Origin of the sequence: Grimontia sp. AD028, assembly GCF_000973155.1 — a bacterium.
GTDB lineage: Bacteria > Pseudomonadota > Gammaproteobacteria > Enterobacterales > Vibrionaceae > Enterovibrio > Enterovibrio indicus.
Genome location: NZ_LASY01000035.1, coordinates 67,126 through 90,274 on the forward strand (window position 1 = coordinate 67,126; position 23,149 = coordinate 90,274).

Here is a 23,149-nt window from a genome sequence, read left to right on the forward strand (position 1 = left end):
GTTTAGCACCCCTCGCCAAGCCCATAGGTAGCAAAAACTTCCTTATCACTTTTGCGTGAGATTTTTTGGTCAGTGCAGATAACTGAAGCCAATGCTTTCTGATTCAACTCAACTTCGGTTTGATGTATCCATTTTTCTTCGTCTTTGACGACGAACTTCAACATACCTTCATTTTCATCAAAGGCGACAACGGGGATAGGGCTCTTCGTAGGGTCTGGGAGTGTTTTGGCCGGTACATCCTGACAGTTGTAGTCGTTGTCACAGATCTCTACTTCATCCATCAGAAAATCTATGATTTTTACCTCTTTCGCTTGAGCAACAGATAAGCCCAAAGGGAAACACAACAGTGAAATAACTAGAGTGAGTGCTTTCATTTTGCCTCCTTGAAAATGACATTTTGCTTTCGCTTAACCTTACGTTTGGCAAGTCGATAGCTGACTTTAGATTTTCGTAGTGCGGTTTCATTGATCTTTTGGAGCCGCTTCTTGAGCGACTCGAGCATGAAGTAAAAGAAAATGGGTATATCCAGCAGCAGAATCAAAGGGAGCGCGTACCAATTTGATACACCTATATCGAAGAGTTGGTCAGAGAACAGGATGGTTAGGAAAATGAGTGCTGCAACAAAAAAGAAGGGTTTCAGGCCAGATAGAGTGCTCGTCTTTCCTTGCTGTTGGTTTTCAAGGTGTGAGTATCGATACCAAATGACGGTAAAGAGCACGCTGATTTGAATCGTGATTTCGAATATGTCGGCGATGCTGAGATTAAACAGCCCGATGGAAGATGGGACATTCCAATAGCTTGTGCCTTTTTGGAGGAGGTTTTCTAAGGCCATTGCATGGTTATAGACACCTGGCAGCTTTCCGTGAACAGGAGATATTACGGTGTCGGTTCCACCACTAAGGTGGTAGCCAAATAATACTAGCTTGTTTTCAAGCGCTTCTCGCAATAGCGGGGATTTCGACGCGCCGGGTTGGAATAGCGAACTGGCTGAAATCGTGAGGACGGGAGGACATTTATTTCTTAGCTTTGCATCCAGCTTTTCTTCGGGTAGCACCCCTTGTACCAGTAATACCCAAAGGGTATCCAACATGCTGCTGATATTACTGTGGTTAGTGTTTGTGCATGCTTCACCTACATGACGGAACTCATTTTGTCGATTATCAAATTTATTCGACCACTGTATGACCATAGAGTTTTGAAAGGAGCTATCACTCAAATCATTTGGGCAAGGAGCGTTAACTCCTTGACAGAATACCCGGTAAAGAGCCAAAGCAGCTGAAGGTGTGACCCTGTTATGTGCCTCTACGTAAAGCGGATAGTAATGCTTCTCACCACTCCACGAAACAGAGACGAAATCTGAGACATTGTTGAGCCTTGATCTCAAGGAGGAAGGGTTTTCCAACCGGGCTGGTGAGTCGTACTCAGGGTCGCTTGCCATGAATACGGGAAAAGGACTTTTCTTGATAGTTTTTAGCCAACGCTCCAGCCGCTCGGAATGTTGATGGTGTTGGAGTATGTCGAAAAATACGGCTTTTGGCTGATGGAAGCCAGACACCTTTAAGAGAGTCGCCAGATTAGTGTAATTAACAGGGAAACGTTCGGTTTCTTCTAAAAAGGCTTCATCAATCAGCACTACAGTGACGTGGTCGGAAACCGACTCACTGAAGAAAGGTGAAAGTAAACGAAGTATATGATCTTCATAGTGCTTTTCTGCCGAAACCCTGATTCCTAGAGGGTCAACAATAAAAACTGCAACAATAAAAAATCCTGTAAACAGAGTTTTGACTATGACCGACATATAAAACGATATTTGTTGACAATAAGCAAAAAGCTTATGCCTAACTATCTAGTCTTTCATGTCTTCTGACAAAATAGTTAACTGTAATCGGACTTATTCGAGATGACTTTTTTGTCAATTACATCTAACTGATGGGGTGGTCAAATAGTGAGCTCTAGTTATTCTCAGTATAAGAGCGTTGGGTTGGTGAAAACTGGGAACAAAAAGAGCGGGCATTGCCCGCTCTTTTCATTTCAGAAGTTGGATTAACGCTTTTGCTTTTTCGCCTGGTTGGTCAGGTCAAAATCAAACTCATCTGGGAACAGCACTACACCTTCCAGATCGGTGTTTGGGAAAGCCACGATTGAAAGCTCATCGTCCAAAAGACCGTTGGTCCAGCGGCTGTGCCATTTATTGAGGCCAATTGGTTCAGGTTTGCAGTGTTCCCACTCGCCGGTTGCCCATTCTTGCGCGAATTCTTCATTTGGCCACACAGGCACACAGTCTTCGTCTTCGGTGTTGAGCATCACACAACCATGCTCATCGGTCAGGATCCAGATTTCGCGGTTTTCCACCACTTCCTTCACCAGATATTTGTAACGTTGGTCTACGTCGAATTTCAGGATTTCAGCAATGCGTTCCTGAGTCAGCGTCTTTGCCATTTTGATTTCCACCGGGCAATAAGTTAAGAGTGGCATTATCGCAAGATGCGAGTGTAAAAGCGATCATACCATAACTGGTCTTTATTCGCGGGCGACTAAGCCCGTTTCAAAGAACACAACAGTTGTGTATCGGTCCGCTTCATGGTGTAAGGATGACAAATAGATAGAGAACTGCTTTTCCCCCGACTTTTCCGAACCGGTAATATTAAATTTCGGCGTTTCGTTACTGGAGATGCAAGCCATAATTTCGCTGGTCGTTTCTTCAGAAAAAAGGGTGTTAAGGTGCCGGATATCGGAAAGCTTCTCTTCAGAATGTACTTTTGCAAACTGATTGGCTCTAATGATTTTTTTATTCTTAATTAACAAGATGCCATATTTATTTTCACTCAAAAATAAACGGGTGTAGATGTCGTCTTCTAGATGTTTTCGCTCCTCGATATCTATCTTCGTGACATCCTGATTTATTTCGAATGCGCCGAGAAAATCGTTATCGCTGTTATAAATGGGTGCGGCATAAGAAATGATTTTTTTGAAGTTGCCATCGAGAGATTTAATGGTGATGACTTTAGGGTCTATGGCCTGCTTATTCTCAATTGCCATTGAAAGTGGACGTTCAGAAGCTTTGAGTAAATGGCCGTCTTCGGTACTCCAACTTTGTGTCGTCTGGTAGTGCTCTAGTTTGGCAAAGGTGGAGCCTCCCCAAATGCGTTCGGCTTCTGGGTTGATGAGATTAATGACGCCTTTTTCATCTGTTCCCCAATACCCTACCGGGATAGATTCCAGAATACGTCTCAGCAATAGTTCTTTCTTCTCAAGTGCTTTTTCTACCTCTTTCCTTTCCGTGATTTCAGAGCATATACCAATGACTTTTGTCGGCCTGTTTGAAGCATCGAAGTATAGCTTTGCTTTTGAATTGAACCATTTAAGTATGCCTTTTGATGTGACTGAAGAGAAATCCCAGGAGTGTGGTTCATCTGCACCAAACACATGTAAGAGCTCTTCAAGGGCCATGTCAGCATAAGGGAGCATACAATTGGGAAGGTTTTTATCCTCGACACCAAAAAAATCAGCAGCATTGGAAGAGCACTCGACTGAACCTGTCAGAACATTCCATTCCCAAGTAATAATATCTGCCATTTCATGGGCTTGCCTCATGCGCGCTTCACTTTCCATGATCTGGTTCAGATACTCTCTACGCATGTCTTTGGCATTGGATTCGTTGTGCGAGATTTGCTGGACGCTTTCTACGGCTTCATCACCATATCGCAACCATATCCAATTGACTTTCAGATGGTCAGCAAGGCTTCTTAGATTGCCATATTCAATTTGTCCGCCCTTGGTCCAACGGTTCACTGAAGGAATAGAGGTTCCGATAGCCGCTGCAACTTCAGCCTGAGTTTTATTTTGTTGTTTAAGCAAGGATTTTAAACGCTCGCCGAAGTTGTCTTTTTTCATATTCGTCCTCAAGCGGCATTTAGAAGATTAGGAGAATGAAATACTAGCATGAAGTATCGGAAATTAAAGGGTAATTTCTTATTGAGTAATTTATTACTTGACGAGTAATTTTTTTGATTATATAGGTTATTGTACGGTTTAAATGGCAGTGAATTATGAAATAAAAAGCATATTAAAGTGCATGTTTAATACTGGAGAATATTATGAAAACAAGAGTAATCATGACGTTATGTCTGACTGCTGTCGCTGCAAATGTTCAAGCTCATGGAGTAAAAGTCCCGTCTGATAGCAAGAGCCTTCAAATATTCAAAGATGTGCCCTCAATGCAAATAGCGTCAATGAATGAGCCCGGCGTGAACGCCTATTTTGAAGATATTGTTGGCTCCGCTGATCCCAACGCGCCTATTGCCTGCGGTATCTTCAAAATTGAAAAGGGTAACCCTCTTGTTTACACCTACGACTATGACGACAGCAAAGTGATTCTGGATGGACACATTTATTTTTCTGATGGTAACCAGAAGGTTAAAGGAGAAGTCGGCGACGTATTGTTCTTCCCGAAAGGCTCAACAATCACTTTCTCGACGGATGATTCAGGACTGGCTTATGCCTGCGGACAAAGGAAGTTGTTCTAGAGACGATGGTAACTATCACTAGAAATAGGACTTTAGGGAGAGAAGGACATGAAGTTATCCCTAGCAAAATCAACCTTTGCTGCCGTCGCATACCTTTCTTACGGAGCCGCAGCACTGGCAGTTGAGAACTTAACAGATCTGACCCATAACGACCCGTTTTTTTACACCAGTGATCAAAATATTAAGGCGGATAATGACGTCAAAGTTTTACTTGGCATAGGGCGTCCAAACCGAACACATTCTCAGATCCCCCATCTTCCCGTATACATGGGATACATGAACACCAATTCGACCTATCGGTTTGTGAATATTGCCGAACAGGTATTTACCATGATTGGTGAGGGCAAACATGGTCTTTGGCGTGTACAGGAAAATGGGAACGTCAGGCTGTACCGGCGGCGCAACGCCGAGGGGATTCAGCCCGGAGGTGATTTATATGCGGAAGAAGCCGTTAAGAAAATAGGCAATGAATACGGCTATTATTTGGAGGATGAAAGCTGGTCTGGGTACAAATATCCTGATGAAAAACTGAGCGAAAGCGGTAATCTCAATTACATCGATGTTCCCATTACTCACCCCATCTTCAAGGGCAAATACGCCAACCATGAGCCAATCGACCTATCAAACTGGTATTGCACCATGTCTGGTAACGACTTCCCCTATGCCAAGAAAGCAATGGATTTTGCCTTTAGTCAGGAAGCAGCTAACCAAATAGGACCTCTCGGTAAAAGAGCGGGGCTTGATGTAAAGGAAAACTACCTCAACGTGCTCAGGCTCGATCATTTTCCCGATGCTAAGTCCTGGGTGAATGTTGGGCAGGAAGGAAAAGATACGTCTTTTGTTGAGTGGAAAGCGATTGATACCTCTAAAACTCATGTGGAGTACTACCTGGTTGAGCGTACTTTCTTCAACAAGCCTTACCTTTTTTTGACGGCCGTTTACGATAACCTCAATAACGCAGATCACCAGTACGTCAGGCCTGATGGTGCGTATTACGCGTCTTTAACTGATGCAGGCAAGCTAAAAACTGAAGTGACCATGGCGCCAAGGTTTAACTTGCTTGGCGGGAGTGAAGGAGAAGCCATTGGTTTGCCAATCTATGGTGTTCACCATCCTAACCGGGCTGTATTTGGTGGGGGTGGGGCATGTCCCCTTAAAGGTGGAGATTGGGGACGTTACCCTGATACGGCTGGTGGTGCGGGTTGGCCCACGCAATATGAGGAAGTGACGCCGCTCTGTGATGCTGTGCTTCTCGACATCAAGTTTTACACCAATCTTGATGGGCGTTCATGGAACGACCCGAACAAATATCTGGCCAATGCAGGATTTGGGACAGAAACCGTGACCTATAAGATGCAGCCCGGTGAATACGGTGTATTTACGGACGACTATCACACCTCGAAAGGCATTAAAAACCCTGACAGTCAGCATGTGCCGGAGAAGTTAGAACTCACCTATCCGGCGGTCTCAGAGCCAGTTGGCTACAATGAGCCCCCTGCGGGAAATGTGATGCTGGGAATGATCCCCAGTGAACAGAGTACTTGTCGGCCAGTACTCGCCAAAAAATGAGCAACACCATTTTGCGAAGGTATGAGCGGGTATGCAGTTGATGCCCGCTTTTTTATGCCCCAGCGTCCAGCACTCCTGTAAGTATGTGGGGATGCATTGAGAACATGTTTGCAACAATATCATCAATGCGTTTTCTGCCGTTGTCTCGGCCAAGCCAGCGTTCACTGGGCTGGTCGATTTCCATTCTATGAATGACTGTCGTCGGAGGTCTGCTCAAAAACCAGATTTCATCTGCCAGCGAAATCGCTTCACGAAGGTCGTGGGTGACAAACACCATAGTCGATTGTTGGCGCTGCCATAGCGCAATAAGTTGTTGCCTCAGTTGATCGGCTGTCGGGGCGTCAAGCGAGGTAAAAGGCTCGTCTAGCAGCAGTAGTTCTGGGTGATAAACGAATGCTCGGGCAATACTGACTCGACGCTGCATGCCACCTGAAAGCTGAGCAGGATAGCTATCCAACTTATCAAGAATACCCATGGCACTGAGAGTTTCCTGAATGGCGGGATTGTTCTTCCCAGCTATCAGTTCAAGGTTTTCCTTGGCAGTGAGCCAAGGCATCAACCTCGGCGATTGGAAAATGTAACCCACCCTCGGTTTTTCTTCGGATACATTAGAAAAGCCGATCTCTCCTTTCTGTGAGCTTTCCAACCCTGCAATCATGTTGAGTAAGGTGGATTTACCACAACCTGAAGGGCCAACAATCGCGGTGATTTTCCCAGGTTTTATTTGACCACGCAGTGAGCCCAGCACTGGCGTTTCAGAACCATAGTTTTTTTCTTCGATATTGAGCGTAATGGATATCATGCCCGCCCCCTTGAGACGACTTTGTCGAGCGGGCGGAAAATCAATGCTTCGAGCAGGAATATCACGGTTACAAACGCAAAGGTATAGGCAAGAATCCCGGCAATATCGAAAAACTGGAACATGGTGTGAAGCTTGAATCCAACACCATTGCTGCGACCTAACAGCTCTACAACCAGCACGATTTTCCAGATCAGTGAAAGTCCGGTACGTGCGGAAGCCATGATGTATGGATGAAGCTGGGGTAGGAAGACGTTAAGAAAGCGCTTAGTTGGGGGAAGGCGGAACACCTTGGCAACATCCATCAAGTCATTATCAATCACCCGCGCCCCTTCGCGGATCATCGCAACAACGGTGGGGATCTTGTTCAGCGCTACGGCAGTAACGGCCGCGGTTTCCACCAGACCAATGCTCAGGTAGCAAAGCAAGATTGTCACAAGAGCAGGGATATTGAGGGCAAGAATCAATAAGGGATCTGATAGCTCATTGAGCCTTGGAAAGCGACCCATCATGATGCCAAATATCACCCCGAGCACCATGGAAATAATGAAACTCAGAAATACGCGCCAAAGCGTGATGCCAAGATGAGAAAGCATCTGCTCATTGAGTAGCTCAAAAACAAACGCGTTGTAGACCTGAACAGGCGTTGGGTATTCGGCGCTGTTAACCAGCGCCGCTGACCACTGCCAGAACACCAGCAGTAGAATCGGAAGGAGATAGCGTTGGTAGCCTGGTAAGCGCACTCGTCAGCAAATCCTCTTTGATATTTGGCTATGGTTGTAGCCAAAAGGTGCCGTCACTCAGTGAGGTTGATTCACCCACGAGTTTTGGCCCACCCTCTTTAGCGAGAATATCGAAGATCTGAGCTGCCGCTCTCAGCTGCTCGTCGCCGAAAGTCCCTGAGAACCCTCTGCGATAAGCAGCTTTCAACGCATTGAAAACGTCGTCATTCTCCGCTTTAGTGAGCGGTCGTATAACATCCCATTCTTGATCCGAAGCGCGTAGCAATGCTCTCGCTTCTGCGGATGTTTTCAAAAACGCTGAAACAAGAGATGGGTTCGCATTCGCCCACTTTTCATCGAACACCCAGCCAAGCATAGGCACTTGAGTGTTGATCCCTAAGCCTTCAACGATTTCATCAAGGCTAATAACGGGCTGGAATCCAGCCGCTTTGAGCCTTGCGCCGTAATGCCAGAAGTTGATACCGACTGGGACTTTGTTTTGCATCAGAAGTTTGTTTAACAGCGGGGGCGCGACAAACTGTTGTTCAGTCAGTTCGCTGATGGCTTTGTCTTCTTTGGCTTCGCAATAGGCTTGGTAAAGAAGCCAGGTTTTGTCGACAGAACCACCCGCTATCCCGAGTGTTTCTCCGCTGATATCACAGGGAGAAGAAAGGGTTAAATTCGAAGCGGCATACACGCCACCTGCGGTGGCAGATGTCGGAGAAAGCGTATAGGTTTTGCCTGCCGCTCGTTGTCTACTGACCCAAACCCAGTCGGAGAATATGACATCGACGGCGTCACCTTGTAAGGCCACGGAAGACGCGTTTTTCGAAGCCAGCGGCGTAATATCTAAAACAAAGCCAGCTTTCTCGTCCAGTTTGTGGCGTTTAATAACGTCCATTTCCCAGTTAATGGTACCGAACTTTAGAACCCCGACTTTAACCACTGGGAATTCGTTCGCGAGCGCTGAGAAAGATGTTGCTATCAGGACGGTGGCGGAGAACAGACTACGTATTAACGCAGCGGAGAACATTCTAACCATGACGGTTAACCTCTTGATTCCGGTGGCAACAGATTTAAAACTAAGCAGTTAAGTGTTTATGCACAATGCTACTTTGTGACGAAAAAACACAATTGCTGTGTTGGAACAGTTGTAGGCATGTTGTTTTTGTTCAATGTGAGCGAGGCACTTGTGCCTCGCTCCAAAGGTCAACATACCCCAAGAAAAAAGACCATTGACCGAATAGGACCTGAGAGGAGGAGATTATCAATGGGTTTCGCGAAAAGGGTTAACTTAATGTGCAATCATCACATGCCTTATGGCGGTGTAATCATCCAATGCATACATCGACATATCTTTGCCATAACCCGAGCGTTTCATGCCGCCATGGGGCATTTCATTGGTCAACATAAAATGGGTGTTTATCCAGGTGCAGCCATATTGAAGCCTTGCTGCCGTTGCCATGGCTTTACTGACATCGCGGGTCCAGATAGAAGAAGCTAAGCCGTAATCTGAGTCATTCGCCCAGGCTACGGCATCTTCAACATCTGAAAAACGTGTCACCGAGACCACAGGTCCAAAGACTTCCTTTCGGACTATTTCATCACTTTGTAGCGCACCGGCGATGACAGTGGGTTCATAGTAAAAGCCATTCCCCGGTAGAGTTTTCCCACCTGTCACAACGTCAATATGTTTTTGGTTGGAAGCGCGCTCCACAAAGCTGGCGACGCGCTCTCGCTGGCGATGTGAGATAAGCGGACCAATATCGTTTGTCTCGTCATCATCATTGTTGTACTGGATGGTGCTGACGGCAGCGCTGAGATCCGCTACTAATTTCTCGTAAACGCTGTCACCGACATAAATACGGCAGGCGGCCGTGCAGTCCTGTCCTGCGTTGTAGTAACCAAAGTCTTTGAGTCCGGCAACCACGAGATCAATGTCCGCATCGTCAAATACAATAACAGGCGCTTTGCCGCCCAGTTCTAAATGTGTCCGTTTTACAGACTTACTCGCTGCTTCCATCACCTTCTTGCCGGTCGCAATATCACCGGTGATTGAAATCATATCAACGTCAGGGTGATTGATAAGTGCATTCCCAACAGTTTCACCGCGGCCAAGCACCACATTGACGACACCTTCAGGTAGCTCGCTGGCGAGAATATTAACAAGATGCAGGGCGGTGAGTGGTGTTTGTTCTGAAGGTTTGAACACAACGGTATTACCACCACCAATGGCGGGTGCCAGCTTCCAAGCGGCCATCATCAGTGGGTAATTCCACGGTGCAATTGAGGCGACAACACCGACAGGATCACGGCGTAACATCGAGGTGAACCCTTCCAGATACTCTCCGGCCGCCGTGGTGGTTGTGCACCTTACTGCGCCTGCAAAGTAGCGGAAGCAGTCAACGATAGCAGGAATTTCATCATTGAGAACCGCACCATAAGGTTTCCCGCAATTGAGCGATTCAAGTCGCGCAAACTCTTCAGCAGAGGCTTCGATGCGGTCGGCAATTTTCAGCAAGCATGCCGATCGCTCCGCAGGCGTTGTGCGCGACCAGTGCGTAAAGGCTTTTCGGGCCCAAAAGACCGCGCGGTCAATTTGATCTCTGGAGGCTTCCGGCAGCTCAATGATGGTTTCCCCATTTCTTGGGTTCAGTATGGTTTCTTTCGCATCCTGGCCAGCTTCTATGCTTTTACCAATCAACATGTTTGTGTCCATGAATCCTCCTCACTTTCCTTGTCCGCCAATGTGGCTGCCTTCACGCGTCACGTAATAGGCGATAAGAATTGGTAGAAATGTCACCAGAACGACGACCATAGCAACAACGTTGGTGACGGGTCTTTGCCTTGGTCGCACAAGCTCTTCCAACATCCAGATGGGCAGTGTGGCTTGCTGTCCTGCAGTAAATGTGGTGACGATAACTTCGTCAAATGAAAGGGCGAATGCCAACATGCCACCTGCCAATAATGCGGTGGCGATATTGGGCAAAATCACGTATCTGAAGGTCTGGAAGCTGTTTGCACCCAAATCCATAGAAGCTTCAATTAATGCGCCTGAGGTCCGGCGAAAACGCGCTACCGCGTTGTTGTAAACCACAACAATACAAAAGGTGGCGTGGCCCAATACGATCGTCCAATAGGAAAACGGAATGTCAGCCAGATTGAACGCTGAGCGAAGGGCAATCCCCGTAATAATGCCTGGCAGTGCGATAGGCAAAATCACCAACAGGGAAATGGTTTCGCGCCCAAAGAAGCGAGATCGCGAAACTGCTGCCGCACAGAGTGTTCCCAACACCATGGCGATGATGGTTGCCAAGCTGGCGACCTTTAGCGAAAGGGTCAGCGCCTCCCAAACATCAGGGCGGTTCCAGGTCACCTCAAACCAGCGCAGCGTGAAACCTGGTGGCGGCCACTGGTAGCTCTTTTCTTCAGTCGTAAACGCGTAGACAAATATCAACAGAATAGGCAGGTGCAAAAAGGCCAGCCCACCGAAAGCGGCGACTTTCAACAACCAAGGTGCTTTGGGGGAAGAATTAGAGTGCATTGAAAGCCCCCATGCGCTTCGCGCCCATTAGATAGAAACCCATGATCACGATTGGGACCACCGAAAAGGCTGCGGCAAGAGGAATATTTCCGGCAGTGCCTTGGTGAGAGTAAACGGCTTGCCCGATAAACAGGCGGGATGAACCGATGATCTGAGGGATGATGTAATCCCCCAGTGTCAGTGAAAACGTAAAGATCGAGCCCGCGACCATACCTGGGAGCGCCAAAGGGAGCAGCACATGGCGGAACGTCTGAAGTGGCTTTGCGCCCAGATCTGAGCTGGCTTCCAGCATACTCGACGGCACGCGTTCAAGCGAAGCTTGCAAGGGCAAGATCATGAAGGGTAACCAGACATAGAGGAAGACCAAAAAGGTTCCTGTATAACTCACAGACAGCGAGTTACCGCCAATGATGGGTATTGAAAGGTAGGCGTTAAGCAACGCATCAAGGTGCAGTTGGGTAAGCAGCCAGTTAAGAATGCCTTCTTTGGCGAGGATGAGTTTCCATGCATACACCTTGACCAAATAGCTCGACCAAAGTGGGAGCATCACCCCGAGATAGAAGAGGGCCTTCCATTTCCCATGCGCGTAGCGGGCAGCAAAGTAAGCAACGGGAAAAGCAATGATCGCAGCGCCAAGTGTTACAAATGCCGCCATAGATACGGTACGGACAATAATGTCGAGGTTGGCGGCGCTGAAAAGTTCGCCGTAGGTTTTCAGTGTAAATTCGTACTGAATCAGTCCGGTGAACTCATCGATGGAAAAGAAACTTTGGATGAGAAGTGCAAACAAACTGCCCAGATAGACGACGCCCAGCCAAAGTACTGGGGGGCCAAGAAGAATCGCGAGCAAAACGCTTGGCTTTCTCCAAAGTAAATCCGAGAAGCTGACCAAGAACCCTTTTGAAGCTGCACGGGATGTTGTGGCAGTGGAGGCTTGATGATTCATTTGGCCTCCATCAAGTGCAGGTCGGTGGGCTGCCAGTTCACGCGAACCTGCATACCTTCTTCTGGCAGCGCCGACGAAGACGGCGCGAGCAACGAGAGGGCGTAACCTTCAACATTCAGGCTTATCTTTGTCATCACCCCTAAGAAGCTTCTTCCTGTGACCGTGGCGCGTAGGCCTCCTTCATTCACGAGGTTAACGGCTTCTGGCCGCAGGCTTGCCCATCGTGATTGTCCGCTCAGACGTTCAACAAATTGCGGTGGCAAAATATTGGATGAACCCACGAAGTCGGCGACAAACCTTGACGCGGGATGACGATAGATGCCTTCCGGTGAGTCTACCTGCATGGCACGCCCTTCTGAGAAAACCGCAATCCTGTCAGCCATGGAAAGTGCTTCACTTTGGTCATGGGTAACAAGCACAAAGGTAATGCCCAATTGACGTTGCAGCGATTTCAACTCTTCCTGCATTTGCTCCCTGAGCTTGAGATCAAGCGCACCGAGAGGTTCATCAAGAAGCAGTACACGGGGCTTGTTGACCAGTGCACGTGCCAGGGCGACGCGCTGACGTTGCCCACCGGAAAGTGCAGCCGGGCGTCGGTCTGAAAAACCATGAAGCTTAACCATCTCCAGCGCACTTTCAGCTTCCCGGTAGCGTTTGCTTTTTCCAACGCCAGCGATCATCAATCCATAAGCCACGTTATCGATAACGTTGAGGTGAGGAAAGAGCGCATAGTCCTGAAACACGGTATTTATCTGTCGCTGGTAGGGCGGAATGCCTGACACACTTTCACCGAATAGCCTGATATCTCCAAAGGAGGGCTGTTCGAAGCCTGCAATAAGGCGAAGACTGGTGGTTTTCCCTGAGCCTGAAGGACCAAGTAAGGCAAAGAATTCACCTTCTTCGATAGACAGGGTTAGATCATCAACAGCCTTAACATCGCCGTAGCAACGTGAAACCGATTGGAAACTCACAGCATCGGACATCGTTACCTCCTTGTGTCCGGGGAATCCTTGAAGGTGGCCTTAACGGCCACCTATCACACCAATGTAATCAGATACCCAACGGTAGTAGGGCACGCACTGACCTTGGCTCTTACACTTGGAGACAGGGGTTTGCCAGAACTTAATGCGGTCAAACTCTTCCATTCCGTTGAGTTTGCAACCTGCGGCAGTTTGCATGCCGCGGCCATCTGTACACGCTGCGGGTACACTGGGGTTTGCGCCAAACCATACTGAGAGATCGCTTTGAAGGTTCGAAGCAAGGGTATGTTCCATCCAAAGGTATGCACAGTTAGGATTGTCAGCGTCAGCGTGCATCATGGTGGTATCCGCCCAACCTGTGGCTCCCTCAACTGGGATGGTTGATGAAATAGGCTGTTTGTCTGCAGCGAGCAGATTGACCTGGAATGGCCAAGAGCCTGAGGCCACCATGCCTTCATTCTTAAAGTCGTCAATCTGGATGAAGGCATCATGCCAGTAGCGGGAAACTAATTTTCTTTGCTGTCTGAGTAAATCAAGCGCCGCGTTGTATTGTTCCTGATTGAGCTCGTAAGGGCTGGTGATGCCAAGCTCAGGTTTATGATGCATCAGATAGTTGGCGGCATCTGCGATGTGTATTGGTCCATCGTAGGCTTGAACACGTCCCTTGTTGGTGTTCCCATCTGGCAGTGTGACTTCCTCGAAAACCACATCCCAACTGGCTGGCGCTTCCTTGAAAACGTCCTTGTTGTACATCAATACGTTGGGTCCCCACATGTAGGGAGTCCCGTAATGTGTGCCATCAACGGTATGCCAAGGCGCGTTTTGCAATCGCTTGTCGACTGTCTTCCAGCTTGGGATCAGGTCAATATTGACGGGTTGCACGCGCTTACCCGCAATCAACCGCAAAGAGGCGTCGCCAGAGGCAGTGACCAAATCAAATCCACCTTCGTTCATTAAGGCGACCATTTCGTCTGATGTGTTGGCAGTTTTGACGTTTACCTTACAGCCTGTGGCTTTTTCAAACCCCGTGACCCAATCAAAATCAGGGGATGTCTCACCGCGCTCAATATAGCCCGGCCAGGCGACAATGTTTACCTGACCTTCGGGTTTACCGATCTTGGTGAGTGCATCTGCTGTCGCAGCGCTCGAGGCGGCGAAAATGAAAGTGGAAGCGATAAGTGCGGTAATCCTTGTCTGATTCATTTCCTTTCTCTCCCTGTGTACTTCTCAAAAAACGAAAGTCGGAATCAACCTTTAGAAGCTTTGTTTTTTGAGCACACATTTACAAATGGGATATCCAGAAGAGAGGTATAGGAAAATCCGATACCAGAAGTAACTACAGGAAAAATAGATTTTTTATCGTGAGCGCTGTTTGTGATGAGACTGGGCGACGTTGATAAAACCTTGAACGTGAGGTTGGAGTTTTGAGCCTTTTCGCCACACCACACCAATTCGGATAACAGGGAGCGAGCCCGATATGTCTCGTGATTCAATGCGATCACCATCCAGCGACCAAGGCCGGTAAACCATATCCGGCAATAAAGTGACCCCTGCGCCAGTAGCGACCATATTACGGACGGCTTCAACGGAGCGCGTGCGGAATACGATGTCTGGGCGCGTATTTAATGCGCTCAACAATTTGTGTGTGGTGGCTTCGATTTCCTCGATATTGAGCATGACCAAGGGTTCATCCGAAATATCGTCGAGTGAGATAGAGTCGCTGGTGGTTAATCTGTGCCCAATCGGCAGCCAGAGCCGATATGGAGAAACATCCAAAGTTTCTGCTTCGAGTGCCATTAGGTCTTGATCTTCATCAAGTAGGATCACAGCAGCATCAAGTTCTCCCCCAATCAAAAGATGCTCGAGATATTCACTGTTGTCTTCGATAACGGCGATTTTTACGTAAGGATAAGCACGTTTATAACGTGAAAGAATATCAGCTAATACATAGCCTGAAACCAGCGCCGTCACGCCAATGTTAAGTTCCCCTTTGGAAGTAGAGCTCTCTGGAGAAAGAGATAAGCGTGCATCGGAGACTTGCCCAAGGATTGTTTTGGCATGCCGCAGGAAGTGATGACCATTCCGGGTGATATTCAGGCCCCTTGGATGGCGTTCAAACAAAAGCACCCCAAGATCAGCCTCAAGATCTTTTATCGCGTCCGTTATTGCGGACTGGGAGATAGAAAGTAGCTGGGCGGCATGGGACATACTGCCTTGCTCTGCAGTAGCGACGAAGTACTGCAATTGTCGCAATGTAAAAGCCAAAAGTGATCAATCCATTGAAATGACTCTTCTGATTGTAGAGCATTGAAGCTTGCTTGAAGCTACCCCGAAGACTGGGATACTTTCTACAGGCAATTGAGCGAAGGAGAAAATGACTATGTCTGACATTGCGAAAACCCCAGAGCCACCCTACTACGCAGTGATTTTTACGAACCACCGTACAGACATTGATGAAGGCTATGGAGAAATGGCAGAGAGAATGGTTGAACTCGCGTCGCAACAACCGGGTTTTCTTGGTGTTGAGTCAGCCAGAGATGGCTTGGGTATTACGGTATCGTATTGGAAGGATCTCGAATCGATTAAGCAATGGAAAGCGAATGCGGAGCATGTTGAAGCGCAGAAGATGGGACACAAAAAATGGTATCGGGCCTTTACAACGCGAATTGCCAAGGTTGAGAAGGAGTACAGTCTGTCAGACTAAAAATGTTAGTCAAATACGACTGTTATGGTCGAATGTACAAGATAGATAAATTTTTAACTTGGTTTTCTCAAAAAAGAACCGCTGAGTTAAAAGTAAAGACGTACGTTGACCTTATGTATCTTATCCACAAATACTGTGAATAAAAAAACACCAGTAGCAAATAATAAACAAGTGAGTGTTAAATGCACATGTTTGCGTAAGGCCTATTTCGGCTGTTTGAAGGTGTTTATTGTATTGGGCTGTAAAAAGTTTGTTTGGCCATCGGCATGTCCGGATTAAGAAAAATACATGATGAATAATCATTCAGATTCATATCTATGATGGGCATACCGATGGCAGTTATCAAATGGCGTGATGGGTTAGCTGATGACTTGCCCCTTCCTCCTGTTGCCACTTATCGATCACTACCGCAGCAATCAGATCTCCTTCAACGTTAACAGCGGTTCTGAAGGTATCCAGTGGGCGTTCAATCAGCAATAGTATGGCAATCGCTTCAAGGGGAATACCCGCCGCCAGCAGTACCATCTGCATACCAGACATAGAACCTGAAGGCATTCCTGGCGCGCCAATGGAAGAAACCATGGCCATGATGAAGATCATCACCAATCCTGAGGTTGTCAGATCGACACCAAAGAGCTGAGCAAGAAAAATCGCAGCTACCCCTTCAAACAGTGCTGTGCCATCCATGTTCATGACAGAGCCAAGAGGTAAAACCATACTGCTGGTCGTTTGAGATACCCCAAGTTCCTGCTCTGCAGTCTGCATCGAAAGGGGCAGGGTTGCAGAGCTAGAGGAAGTCGCGAATGCCATGGCCATTGGGGCAGACAATGCTTTAAAGAGACGCTTGAAACTTATCCCAGTGATGAATTTTGCAATACCCGGCAACACTATGGCGCCGTGGATCAGGGTGAGCGTAAACACCAATACGGCAAACAGGGCCAATTGCTTGAACAGCAGACTACTGCCGGAGACAGAAAATTCAAAAACGATGGAAAAAACGGCCAATGGAGCCAGCTTGATGATACCGCTGACGATTTTATTTACGCCTTTGTTTAATCCATTGATCACCTCAAATAACGAATGTTTCTCAGGTAGTGTCGATACTAAGGCCAGACCGAGCATGAATGAGAACAAGACAATCGCGAGAAGGTTACCTTCGGACAGGGCTTGTATTGGGTTGACAAGTGCCATCGAGAATAGTTTTTCTGCAATCGCCCCACTATTGGCGGCTTCAGCGCTAATCAATTTGACCTCTTCGCCCACTGGCACAATCGATGTCAGTGGTTCCCATGGTGGGAGCAGTAACGACGCACCCAGCCCGAGGCTGATAGCAATGAAAGAGGTAAAGCTATAAAACAGTATCGTGGTTCGGCCTATCTTTTTTAACCGCATTGTTGAGCCAATACTGGTGATACCTTGCAGCAGTGATAGCATCACAACAATGCCTACCACCATTTTGAGCAAACCCAGATAAGTGGTTTTACCCAGTGCGATCAATTGATACCAGTCTTGCTGAGCGACCTGATCGTCAATGGAGAAGAGGCGGGTTATGGCCCAAGCTGAGAAAGCGGCAAACGCTAGCTGTAAAGGGAGAGACTGACGAAGTTTAGTCCACATTGTTGTTATTCCGAAAATTCTCAGCACATTGGAAAACTGAGCTGAAAAAGCAAGCGATAAGGCACTGAGAAGTGTTTTGCACTTCTCAGTGATAATGGTAAGTGACAGCGTCACTAAGTCTTAGGAGATATTGTGCTTGTAGAAAGGATTCAGTGATGCCTTTACACGCTTTAGGAGCACCAGTGCCGTGACGCGACCCCAACCAAATAGAATTTTCTGGTGAAGACGAAATATTGTGTCATACAGGTTGCGTACAAAGCGGCCACGAACGATCAATTTGTTGTTCATCAGGCTGCCTACTGCATAGTCATGGCCAACCGCGATAACCATTCCGCCATCATTGAAAATAAATGGTTTCATCGCTTTACCTTTAAGCATACGGATAAGCTGGCGAGCTAAATGATCTGCAGCCTGATTTGCTGCTTGTGCTCTTGGTGGTACAAAGCTGCCGTCAGGCTGCGGGCATTCAGCGCTGTCACCGATAACAAAGATATTCTCATCCATCGAGGTACGCAGCGTTTGGTCAACTTTCAACTGGTTCAGGCGGTTTGTTTCCAATCCATCAAGTGTCGCAAGCCATGGTGCACACTTAATGCCTGCCGCCCATAATTGAAGGCTGGCAGTCAGAACTTCACCATTATCAGTAATGAGTTTCCCTTCTTCTGCGCGCGCTATACGCGTGTTTGTTTTAACGTTCACTCCGCTTTTAGTGAGTGCGTGCTGCACTTTCTGGGACATGCACTCAGGGCCAGCAGGCAATACCCGATCAGAGGCTTCAATAAGGGTAATTTTAAGCTCGGCATTTCTGCGGTATCGTTTCAGCTGATTACTGACTTTTGCAAGCTCGGCGGCCAATTCGACGCCTGTTGCACCTGCACCCACGATAGAGATTTGACGCGACTCATCGGCTTTCAGCAAAGGATTAATGTGATCCCATGCGCGCTGGGCTTGTTCTGCAGAGTCTAAAAACAGGCAGTGTTCGCTGACGCCTGCCGTTTTGAAGTCGTTACTTACTGCGCCAACCGCAATCACCAGATAGTCGTAATCGAGCGTCGATATCTGGCCATTGGCATCACGAATTTCAATCTGCTTGTCAGCGCGGCTAAGTGCAGACATTGAAGCTTGGACATATTGATAGCGATTGCAGAAGCTATGTTGGAGGTAGCTAACAGCATCCAATTCTTGGTCGAAGGTTCCGGCCGCGATTTCATGCAGACGAGGCTTCCAGTAATGGTGACTGGCAGGCTCAACCAAAATAACCTCATGTTCACGGCGACGCGCAAACTGTTTACCCAAACGAGTGACTAACTCCAGGCCTGCTGCACCACCACCTACTACAACGATTTTTGACATCGTTCTCTCCCAATACCAACACTCAGAGTGTTGTTGAATACGGTATGCCAGCCTTGTCATCAGGTTTCATAGGCTAGCGGAATGGGGCGCATTATATTGATGATGTGAAAATTGATAATCCAACACATTCGAAATTGATTATTACCCATAGGTAATAATTGCACTGGATCGGATTCAGGTTATTTGGGTATAGGAGAGCAGCACCAAGATGCGATCGTTAACCACTAACTTAGACATCCTTTTCTTCAGTACCTTTTGAAGGGAGTTCCTGTCATAGGGTTTCATGCCTTTCCAGTTTTGGCATTCTTCGCGTGTGCGGCCGCACCCCAAACACCACCCTTTGGGGCCAGAAAAATCGCACACATCAATACAGGGACTTTGATTCCGCTTCATCGTGCTCCGTCCTTCAAAGCTCACTTAATGTCTGCTCAATACCGTCTTCAAGTTGCCGGAGACGGTTAAACTCTTCATACAGCTTTTGTTCGAGGTTTTTAAAGTTGAGAGGCAGGTTGCGCTGACAAATATGATAACCGCTTCCTATGGTTTGATAGCCTTTCCAGCCCTTGATTTTCTCCCCTTCAAGTTCCAGAAATTTGCGGACAAATTCAGATTGTGAAGGGCAGTCTTCTTCTGCATGCATACAGATAGGAAACTCTTTCTGCTTTAACTGCGGCGCTTCAATATAGGTTTCAAAGTGGATGCCGCCTTGAGCCTCATTGTGCCAACTTTCCTTATAAATCTGCATGTACACGCCGCGGTTATATATTTCCCAACCATCATCAAACCATGACGACTGCCGGAGCATTTTCTCGAGATTCCGGAAAATAGGTTTAATGTCTTTCATTCATATGCCTTGAAATACAGACCCAACACGAGCATCTAACATGCTTTTCTGCGGTCTGGATTAGCATCCTAGCCAAACTTAGTTGTTATGTTATAACGTAACCTATCAATGGCGCCAAATAGGTGTCAATAGGCGAGGAACAGCAAAAGCAGTGAGAACGAAACAGAGAAGGTGAATATCGAAAATGTCTCTTTAGTGTGACACGTCTGGAGTCTAAATTGGTACAGAAATGATACCCTCCAAGCCAGCTTTTGCAGCTTGCGATTGGCTCTGAATCAGCAAGCAATCTGCTTCAACAATGAAAGGGAAATGAATGAGAATTGCCGTAATAGGGTTGGGTGATATTGCTACTAAAGCCTACCTTCCTTTGCTCACCCGTATGCCAAATCTCGAGCTTATCTTTTGTACCCGCAACCCAGAAAAACTGGCAGCAGTCGCTGGCGAATATCGCGTTGCGGAAACCTGCCGTGATTATCGCGAGTTGCTTAAGATGAATATCGATGGCGTGATGATCCACACCAGCAGCGAGACGCATGCTGCTATTGCCACGTTTTTTATGGAACAAGGTATTCCCGTTTTCGTTGATAAACCTGCCACGCTGAATTTTGCCTACTACCAAAAGCTTCATGATTTGTCAGAGCAAAAATCTGTTCCCTTGTTTGTTGGTTTTAACCGTCGCTACATTCCACTTTGGAACACGCTGGTGGGCCGAGCTGATCTTCGAACGCTTACATGGCACAAACATCGACTCAATCTGACAGGCAAAGCACAGGACTTCATTTTCGATGACATGATCCACGTGATTGACTCGCTCAATATCCATGGAAACATTGACCAGCAAGACATTCAGGTGGTGTGCCAGAAAGCGGGCGATGAAATCGCCATGATCAACCTCTCCTGGGAAGAAAATGGCACTCTGTTCAATGGCCAAATGAACCGCCAGTTTGGCAAAACCTGCGAGTCAGTGTCGTTGGCCTTTGAAAACGAAGCTTATCAATTTAACGGCTTCCTGAAAGGCGAGAAATTCGAAAACGGCGTCACCCAAACTGTTGAACTGGCAGATTGGACAGATACTCTCGAAACCAAGGGCTTTAAAGCTATGCTGGAAGACTGGGTGAGTGTGGTGGCATCAGGCCGAATGGATGAGAAAGCTCAGCAACGAAACCTGTCGACCCATGCGTTTTGTGAGTGGTTGTTGGGGGAGGTTAGTTAGAACATTAGAACGTATTCGCAACACACCAAGAGTTAGCTTGGGAGAGGGCATATAGAACCTTCTCCCTGTAGTCTTACCAAATCTCATTGATAGCAGCTTGAGAGTATTTAGTCTTTACGACTTGATAGTAGTGATTATTAGAATAATCTAAAGAAACTAAGCTTAGGTATCTCTCAGCTGAAATCCTGCAGCTTCTCCCGATTTCAAAGAAATCTGGTACGGGCTCCTTGTCATCAATCATGCATTGATAGAAAGCGCATATATTTGACTCGAAGTGCTCAAAGTCTTCAGAGCCAACTCCAAGTGAATTAATAAAGAGTTCAAAGCCATGTTCAAACTCTTGAAGGCTAATGTCATTGTTTTTGATTCTTCTAAAAAACACGCTCATACTTCGATAATACATATGTACTCCCCAGTCTGGCTGCCTAAAGAAAAATCCGTCCTCGCCTTTGAAAAAAGCAACAGGATCTTTTGCAAACATGCGTATAAAGTCCTGGTCATCGTACCTTTCCATGGCTAGCTTGTCCTTCTACCTTATATGTGTAACTTTTCTAATTATTCTTGAATCATTTTCGTTGATATAAAGAATCTCTATACTTTTTGCTGTGTAAAAATGCTCCCAGAAACCGGGGTCAACACCTTCTATTTCTCCATTTCTAAAATCAGAGTACAAATGATACTCATTATATCTATCATCAATGAAAATATAATCACAATCGTCAGCGGGATTAACTCTTGAAAACTTTATTTTAGTCATTCTCGATACTCGATTCGCTTTCTTGGTGCTTCAATTGATTCGACACCGTTGTTGATGTTTTTCCCTTCCGCTCCAATCGGAGCATCGCCATTTTCCATTTAGTCCAAGCTAGCCCATCCGTATTCTATTTTTTGCCTATCCCTTTGTAGACACCTCGATGGACAGTATTAGAAAAGCGACTTTATCAGCTATCCCTGACTTTCTTAATGGTTCGGTATTCCATAAATTTTTTAATGAAAAAAGCTGTCAGCATCATCTAGAATATCTAGCATGGCTGAGGTTGATATCCTGTTAGATTCATTGAATGCACCTTCCCAATCTACATCGCTGTCAATTTCAACAATGAAGAGTTCATATTGAGTTTTTCAAAAAAAGATATGATCTTTCTAATTTTATCAGCTATCTCATTGTGGTCATTCAAGAAAAGCTCTCCACTAAAAAACGCTCCATTGTTGCCATTATTTAGGCTAGCTTTTACTGTGGATAGAGACATGCCGAGTAATTTGTATAGAAACTTCGCTGCTTCTAAACTGTCAATAGAATTAGCGACAGATATCGAGACTTTTGACATTGAAATTCCTCTGATATCTTTGGTTTTAAGGGTGGGTAGGTTTCTACCCACCTATTTTAAGAGTCAAGAACCGCACCTAGACAGCCAATAGTGTGTAGGTAGACCTTCCGAGCCATTCTCTGCGTATGTATGGGTAAACTCAATAAGTACATCTGCCCTATGAACATAAAAATAACTACCTCTTACCATGATCTCTGAGTTATCAATGATCACCGACTCGTTAAATATTTCATCATCAAAAGATATTTGACCTTGATAAGATTCTTTACCTTCTTCGTACTTTCTTATACCAGTTGCCAGATCGAAAGTAGAAAACTCAGTCTGACAATTCTCTTTTGGTCCATACGTCCATTTATCTTTACCCACTAGTTTCCAAAATTCATTGTCAGATAGGCGGGTGCTGCGAAATATTGGTGTGGTTTCTTGGCCTCTGCGATCTTCAATCAGTAAATAACCAGAGTCTTGATCTACTAACTGAACAGTATCTTTTCTACCACGTTTATACTCCAGATATATAAGACCTTCATCTGATGATAGGTTCACAGTTTGAATACCCGAAGCGAGCTTCCAACTTGATGGGTAGCTGAAATCTAATCGAACACTGCCTAACCAAAGCGCGTCGTATGCTTTAAAGTCTCCTGGCGATACCCACATGTCATCAGTTAAGAAGTCTGTTTCCATGTCGGCAAACATAACCGTCCCGATCTTCTCGATTTTTGATTCATTCTTCTTGTTGTCAGCGATGAAACTCTTAATAGCTTCACGTAGTGCTTTCGATTGTTGTTCTTCACTCTCGGTGGCATTCACTGAGAAACAAAGCACTGCCAATGATAAAAATGCAGACTTTCCTATCATATTCATTCCTTTGATAATTTATTTACCTTTACTGAAAATCCTAATTTCATATGGATTTTCGATGTCCATTCTTCCACCTGAACTATCAATTATGATGTTTCGACATGAACATTCATCATAATGCTTTGGTTGAGAGTGGATGGTATCGC

24 protein-coding genes are annotated in these 23,149 nt (G+C 46.4%); 4 read left to right on the forward strand and 20 right to left on the reverse strand.

The genetic code is table 11. From position 1 onward, the window contains the following. Nucleotides 1-2: 2 nt before the first annotated feature. The 4 genes from RN22_RS08900 to RN22_RS24670 form a co-directional block, all read right to left on the reverse strand. Nucleotides 3-374 carry a hypothetical protein gene (locus tag RN22_RS08900; protein ID WP_046303980.1) on the reverse strand — a complete coding sequence of 124 codons (372 nt, stop codon included), beginning with the start codon at nucleotides 372-374 and terminating at the stop codon, nucleotides 3-5. Continuing rightward, entirely contained in the window at nucleotides 371-1,798 is a 1,428-nt protein-coding gene (locus RN22_RS08905) for a CHASE2 domain-containing protein (protein WP_046303981.1), read from the reverse strand. The genes RN22_RS08900 and RN22_RS08905 overlap by 4 nt, the downstream gene beginning before the upstream one ends. Before the next feature lie 245 nt (nucleotides 1,799-2,043). Next, a complete protein-coding gene (locus tag RN22_RS08910; RefSeq protein ID WP_002540717.1) occupies nucleotides 2,044-2,439 on the reverse strand; it encodes a DUF2750 domain-containing protein in 396 nt (131 codons plus the stop codon). An 81-nt stretch (nucleotides 2,440-2,520) separates the two neighbouring features. After that, a complete protein-coding gene (locus RN22_RS24670) occupies nucleotides 2,521-3,894 on the reverse strand; it encodes a PAS domain S-box protein (RefSeq protein ID WP_046303982.1) in 1,374 nt (457 codons plus the stop codon). Nucleotides 3,895-4,097: 203 nt separating this feature from the next. Between RN22_RS24670 and RN22_RS08920 the strand changes: the two genes are divergently transcribed. Together RN22_RS08920 and RN22_RS08925 are read left to right on the forward strand one after the other, a co-directional pair. Beyond that, nucleotides 4,098-4,526, forward strand: a complete 429-nt coding sequence (locus tag RN22_RS08920; protein ID WP_231590873.1) for an ethanolamine utilization protein — start codon at nucleotides 4,098-4,100, stop codon at nucleotides 4,524-4,526. A 48-nt stretch (nucleotides 4,527-4,574) separates the two neighbouring features. After that, nucleotides 4,575-6,095, forward strand: coding sequence for a hypothetical protein (locus tag RN22_RS08925; protein WP_002540720.1), 1,521 nt, complete (start codon nucleotides 4,575-4,577; stop codon nucleotides 6,093-6,095). A gap of 52 nt (nucleotides 6,096-6,147) precedes the next feature. Here RN22_RS08925 and RN22_RS08930 read toward each other — a convergent pair whose 3' ends face one another. The 9 genes from RN22_RS08930 to RN22_RS08970 form a co-directional block, all read right to left on the reverse strand. Continuing rightward, nucleotides 6,148-6,897, reverse strand: coding sequence for an ABC transporter ATP-binding protein (locus RN22_RS08930; RefSeq protein ID WP_046303983.1), 750 nt, complete (start codon nucleotides 6,895-6,897; stop codon nucleotides 6,148-6,150). Further along, nucleotides 6,894-7,637 carry an ABC transporter permease gene (locus RN22_RS08935; RefSeq protein ID WP_046303984.1) on the reverse strand — a complete coding sequence of 248 codons (744 nt, stop codon included), beginning with the start codon at nucleotides 7,635-7,637 and terminating at the stop codon, nucleotides 6,894-6,896. Before RN22_RS08935 ends, RN22_RS08930 begins: the two co-directional genes overlap by 4 nt. A gap of 28 nt (nucleotides 7,638-7,665) precedes the next feature. Continuing rightward, nucleotides 7,666-8,658 carry an ABC transporter substrate-binding protein gene (locus tag RN22_RS08940; RefSeq protein ID WP_039850307.1) on the reverse strand — a complete coding sequence of 331 codons (993 nt, stop codon included), beginning with the start codon at nucleotides 8,656-8,658 and terminating at the stop codon, nucleotides 7,666-7,668. Nucleotides 8,659-8,910: 252 nt separating this feature from the next. Continuing rightward, nucleotides 8,911-10,335 carry a gamma-aminobutyraldehyde dehydrogenase gene (locus RN22_RS08945; RefSeq protein ID WP_046303985.1) on the reverse strand — a complete coding sequence of 475 codons (1,425 nt, stop codon included), beginning with the start codon at nucleotides 10,333-10,335 and terminating at the stop codon, nucleotides 8,911-8,913. Nucleotides 10,336-10,344: 9 nt separating this feature from the next. Then, nucleotides 10,345-11,160, reverse strand: coding sequence for an ABC transporter permease (locus RN22_RS08950; protein WP_002540725.1), 816 nt, complete (start codon nucleotides 11,158-11,160; stop codon nucleotides 10,345-10,347). Continuing rightward, complete coding sequence (locus RN22_RS08955) at nucleotides 11,150-12,106, reverse strand: ABC transporter permease (protein ID WP_046303986.1); 957 nt, start codon at nucleotides 12,104-12,106, stop codon at nucleotides 11,150-11,152. The genes RN22_RS08950 and RN22_RS08955 overlap by 11 nt, the downstream gene beginning before the upstream one ends. Further along, nucleotides 12,103-13,089, reverse strand: a complete 987-nt coding sequence (locus RN22_RS08960) for an ABC transporter ATP-binding protein (RefSeq protein ID WP_046303987.1) — start codon at nucleotides 13,087-13,089, stop codon at nucleotides 12,103-12,105. Before RN22_RS08960 ends, RN22_RS08955 begins: the two co-directional genes overlap by 4 nt. A gap of 39 nt (nucleotides 13,090-13,128) precedes the next feature. Further along, complete coding sequence (locus tag RN22_RS08965) at nucleotides 13,129-14,289, reverse strand: ABC transporter substrate-binding protein (RefSeq protein ID WP_046303988.1); 1,161 nt, start codon at nucleotides 14,287-14,289, stop codon at nucleotides 13,129-13,131. A 153-nt stretch (nucleotides 14,290-14,442) separates the two neighbouring features. Beyond that, the gene (locus RN22_RS08970) at nucleotides 14,443-15,351 is read right to left on the reverse strand and encodes a LysR family transcriptional regulator (protein WP_039850308.1); all 909 of its coding nucleotides are present in this window, start codon (nucleotides 15,349-15,351) and stop codon (nucleotides 14,443-14,445) included. A 115-nt stretch (nucleotides 15,352-15,466) separates the two neighbouring features. On the opposite strand from RN22_RS08970, the gene RN22_RS08975 reads away from it, so the two are divergent. Next, nucleotides 15,467-15,790 carry an antibiotic biosynthesis monooxygenase gene (locus RN22_RS08975; protein WP_046303989.1) on the forward strand — a complete coding sequence of 108 codons (324 nt, stop codon included), beginning with the start codon at nucleotides 15,467-15,469 and terminating at the stop codon, nucleotides 15,788-15,790. 342 nt (nucleotides 15,791-16,132) lie between these two features. Here RN22_RS08975 and RN22_RS08980 read toward each other — a convergent pair whose 3' ends face one another. The 4 genes from RN22_RS08980 to RN22_RS08990 all read right to left on the reverse strand — a co-directional run bounded on the left by RN22_RS08980 (nucleotide 16,133) and on the right by RN22_RS08990 (nucleotide 19,604). Further along, the gene (locus RN22_RS08980) at nucleotides 16,133-17,407 is read right to left on the reverse strand and encodes a dicarboxylate/amino acid:cation symporter (protein ID WP_046303990.1); all 1,275 of its coding nucleotides are present in this window, start codon (nucleotides 17,405-17,407) and stop codon (nucleotides 16,133-16,135) included. A 120-nt stretch (nucleotides 17,408-17,527) separates the two neighbouring features. Beyond that, nucleotides 17,528-18,760 carry an NAD(P)/FAD-dependent oxidoreductase gene (locus RN22_RS08985; RefSeq protein WP_046303991.1) on the reverse strand — a complete coding sequence of 411 codons (1,233 nt, stop codon included), beginning with the start codon at nucleotides 18,758-18,760 and terminating at the stop codon, nucleotides 17,528-17,530. A gap of 174 nt (nucleotides 18,761-18,934) precedes the next feature. After that, nucleotides 18,935-19,153 carry a DUF1289 domain-containing protein gene (locus tag RN22_RS24675; protein WP_082111386.1) on the reverse strand — a complete coding sequence of 73 codons (219 nt, stop codon included), beginning with the start codon at nucleotides 19,151-19,153 and terminating at the stop codon, nucleotides 18,935-18,937. 13 nt (nucleotides 19,154-19,166) lie between these two features. After that, nucleotides 19,167-19,604 (reverse strand): hypothetical protein, encoded by a 438-nt coding sequence (locus tag RN22_RS08990; RefSeq protein WP_046303992.1) that lies wholly within the window; start codon nucleotides 19,602-19,604, stop codon nucleotides 19,167-19,169. Between the two features lie 313 nt (nucleotides 19,605-19,917). Between RN22_RS08990 and RN22_RS08995 the strand changes: the two genes are divergently transcribed. Next, nucleotides 19,918-20,817 carry a Gfo/Idh/MocA family protein gene (locus RN22_RS08995; protein ID WP_046303993.1) on the forward strand — a complete coding sequence of 300 codons (900 nt, stop codon included), beginning with the start codon at nucleotides 19,918-19,920 and terminating at the stop codon, nucleotides 20,815-20,817. Nucleotides 20,818-20,890: 73 nt separating this feature from the next. Here RN22_RS08995 and RN22_RS09000 read toward each other — a convergent pair whose 3' ends face one another. The 3 genes from RN22_RS09000 to RN22_RS09015 form a co-directional block, all read right to left on the reverse strand. Then, nucleotides 20,891-21,331 (reverse strand): hypothetical protein, encoded by a 441-nt coding sequence (locus RN22_RS09000; RefSeq protein WP_046303994.1) that lies wholly within the window; start codon nucleotides 21,329-21,331, stop codon nucleotides 20,891-20,893. A gap of 562 nt (nucleotides 21,332-21,893) precedes the next feature. Continuing rightward, nucleotides 21,894-22,145, reverse strand: coding sequence for a hypothetical protein (locus tag RN22_RS09010; RefSeq protein ID WP_052737512.1), 252 nt, complete (start codon nucleotides 22,143-22,145; stop codon nucleotides 21,894-21,896). Between the two features lie 63 nt (nucleotides 22,146-22,208). Then, nucleotides 22,209-23,000: a hypothetical protein gene (locus RN22_RS09015; protein WP_046303996.1), complete on the reverse strand. Its 792-nt coding sequence runs from the start codon at nucleotides 22,998-23,000 to the stop codon at nucleotides 22,209-22,211. Between the last annotated feature and the right edge of the window lie 149 nt (nucleotides 23,001-23,149).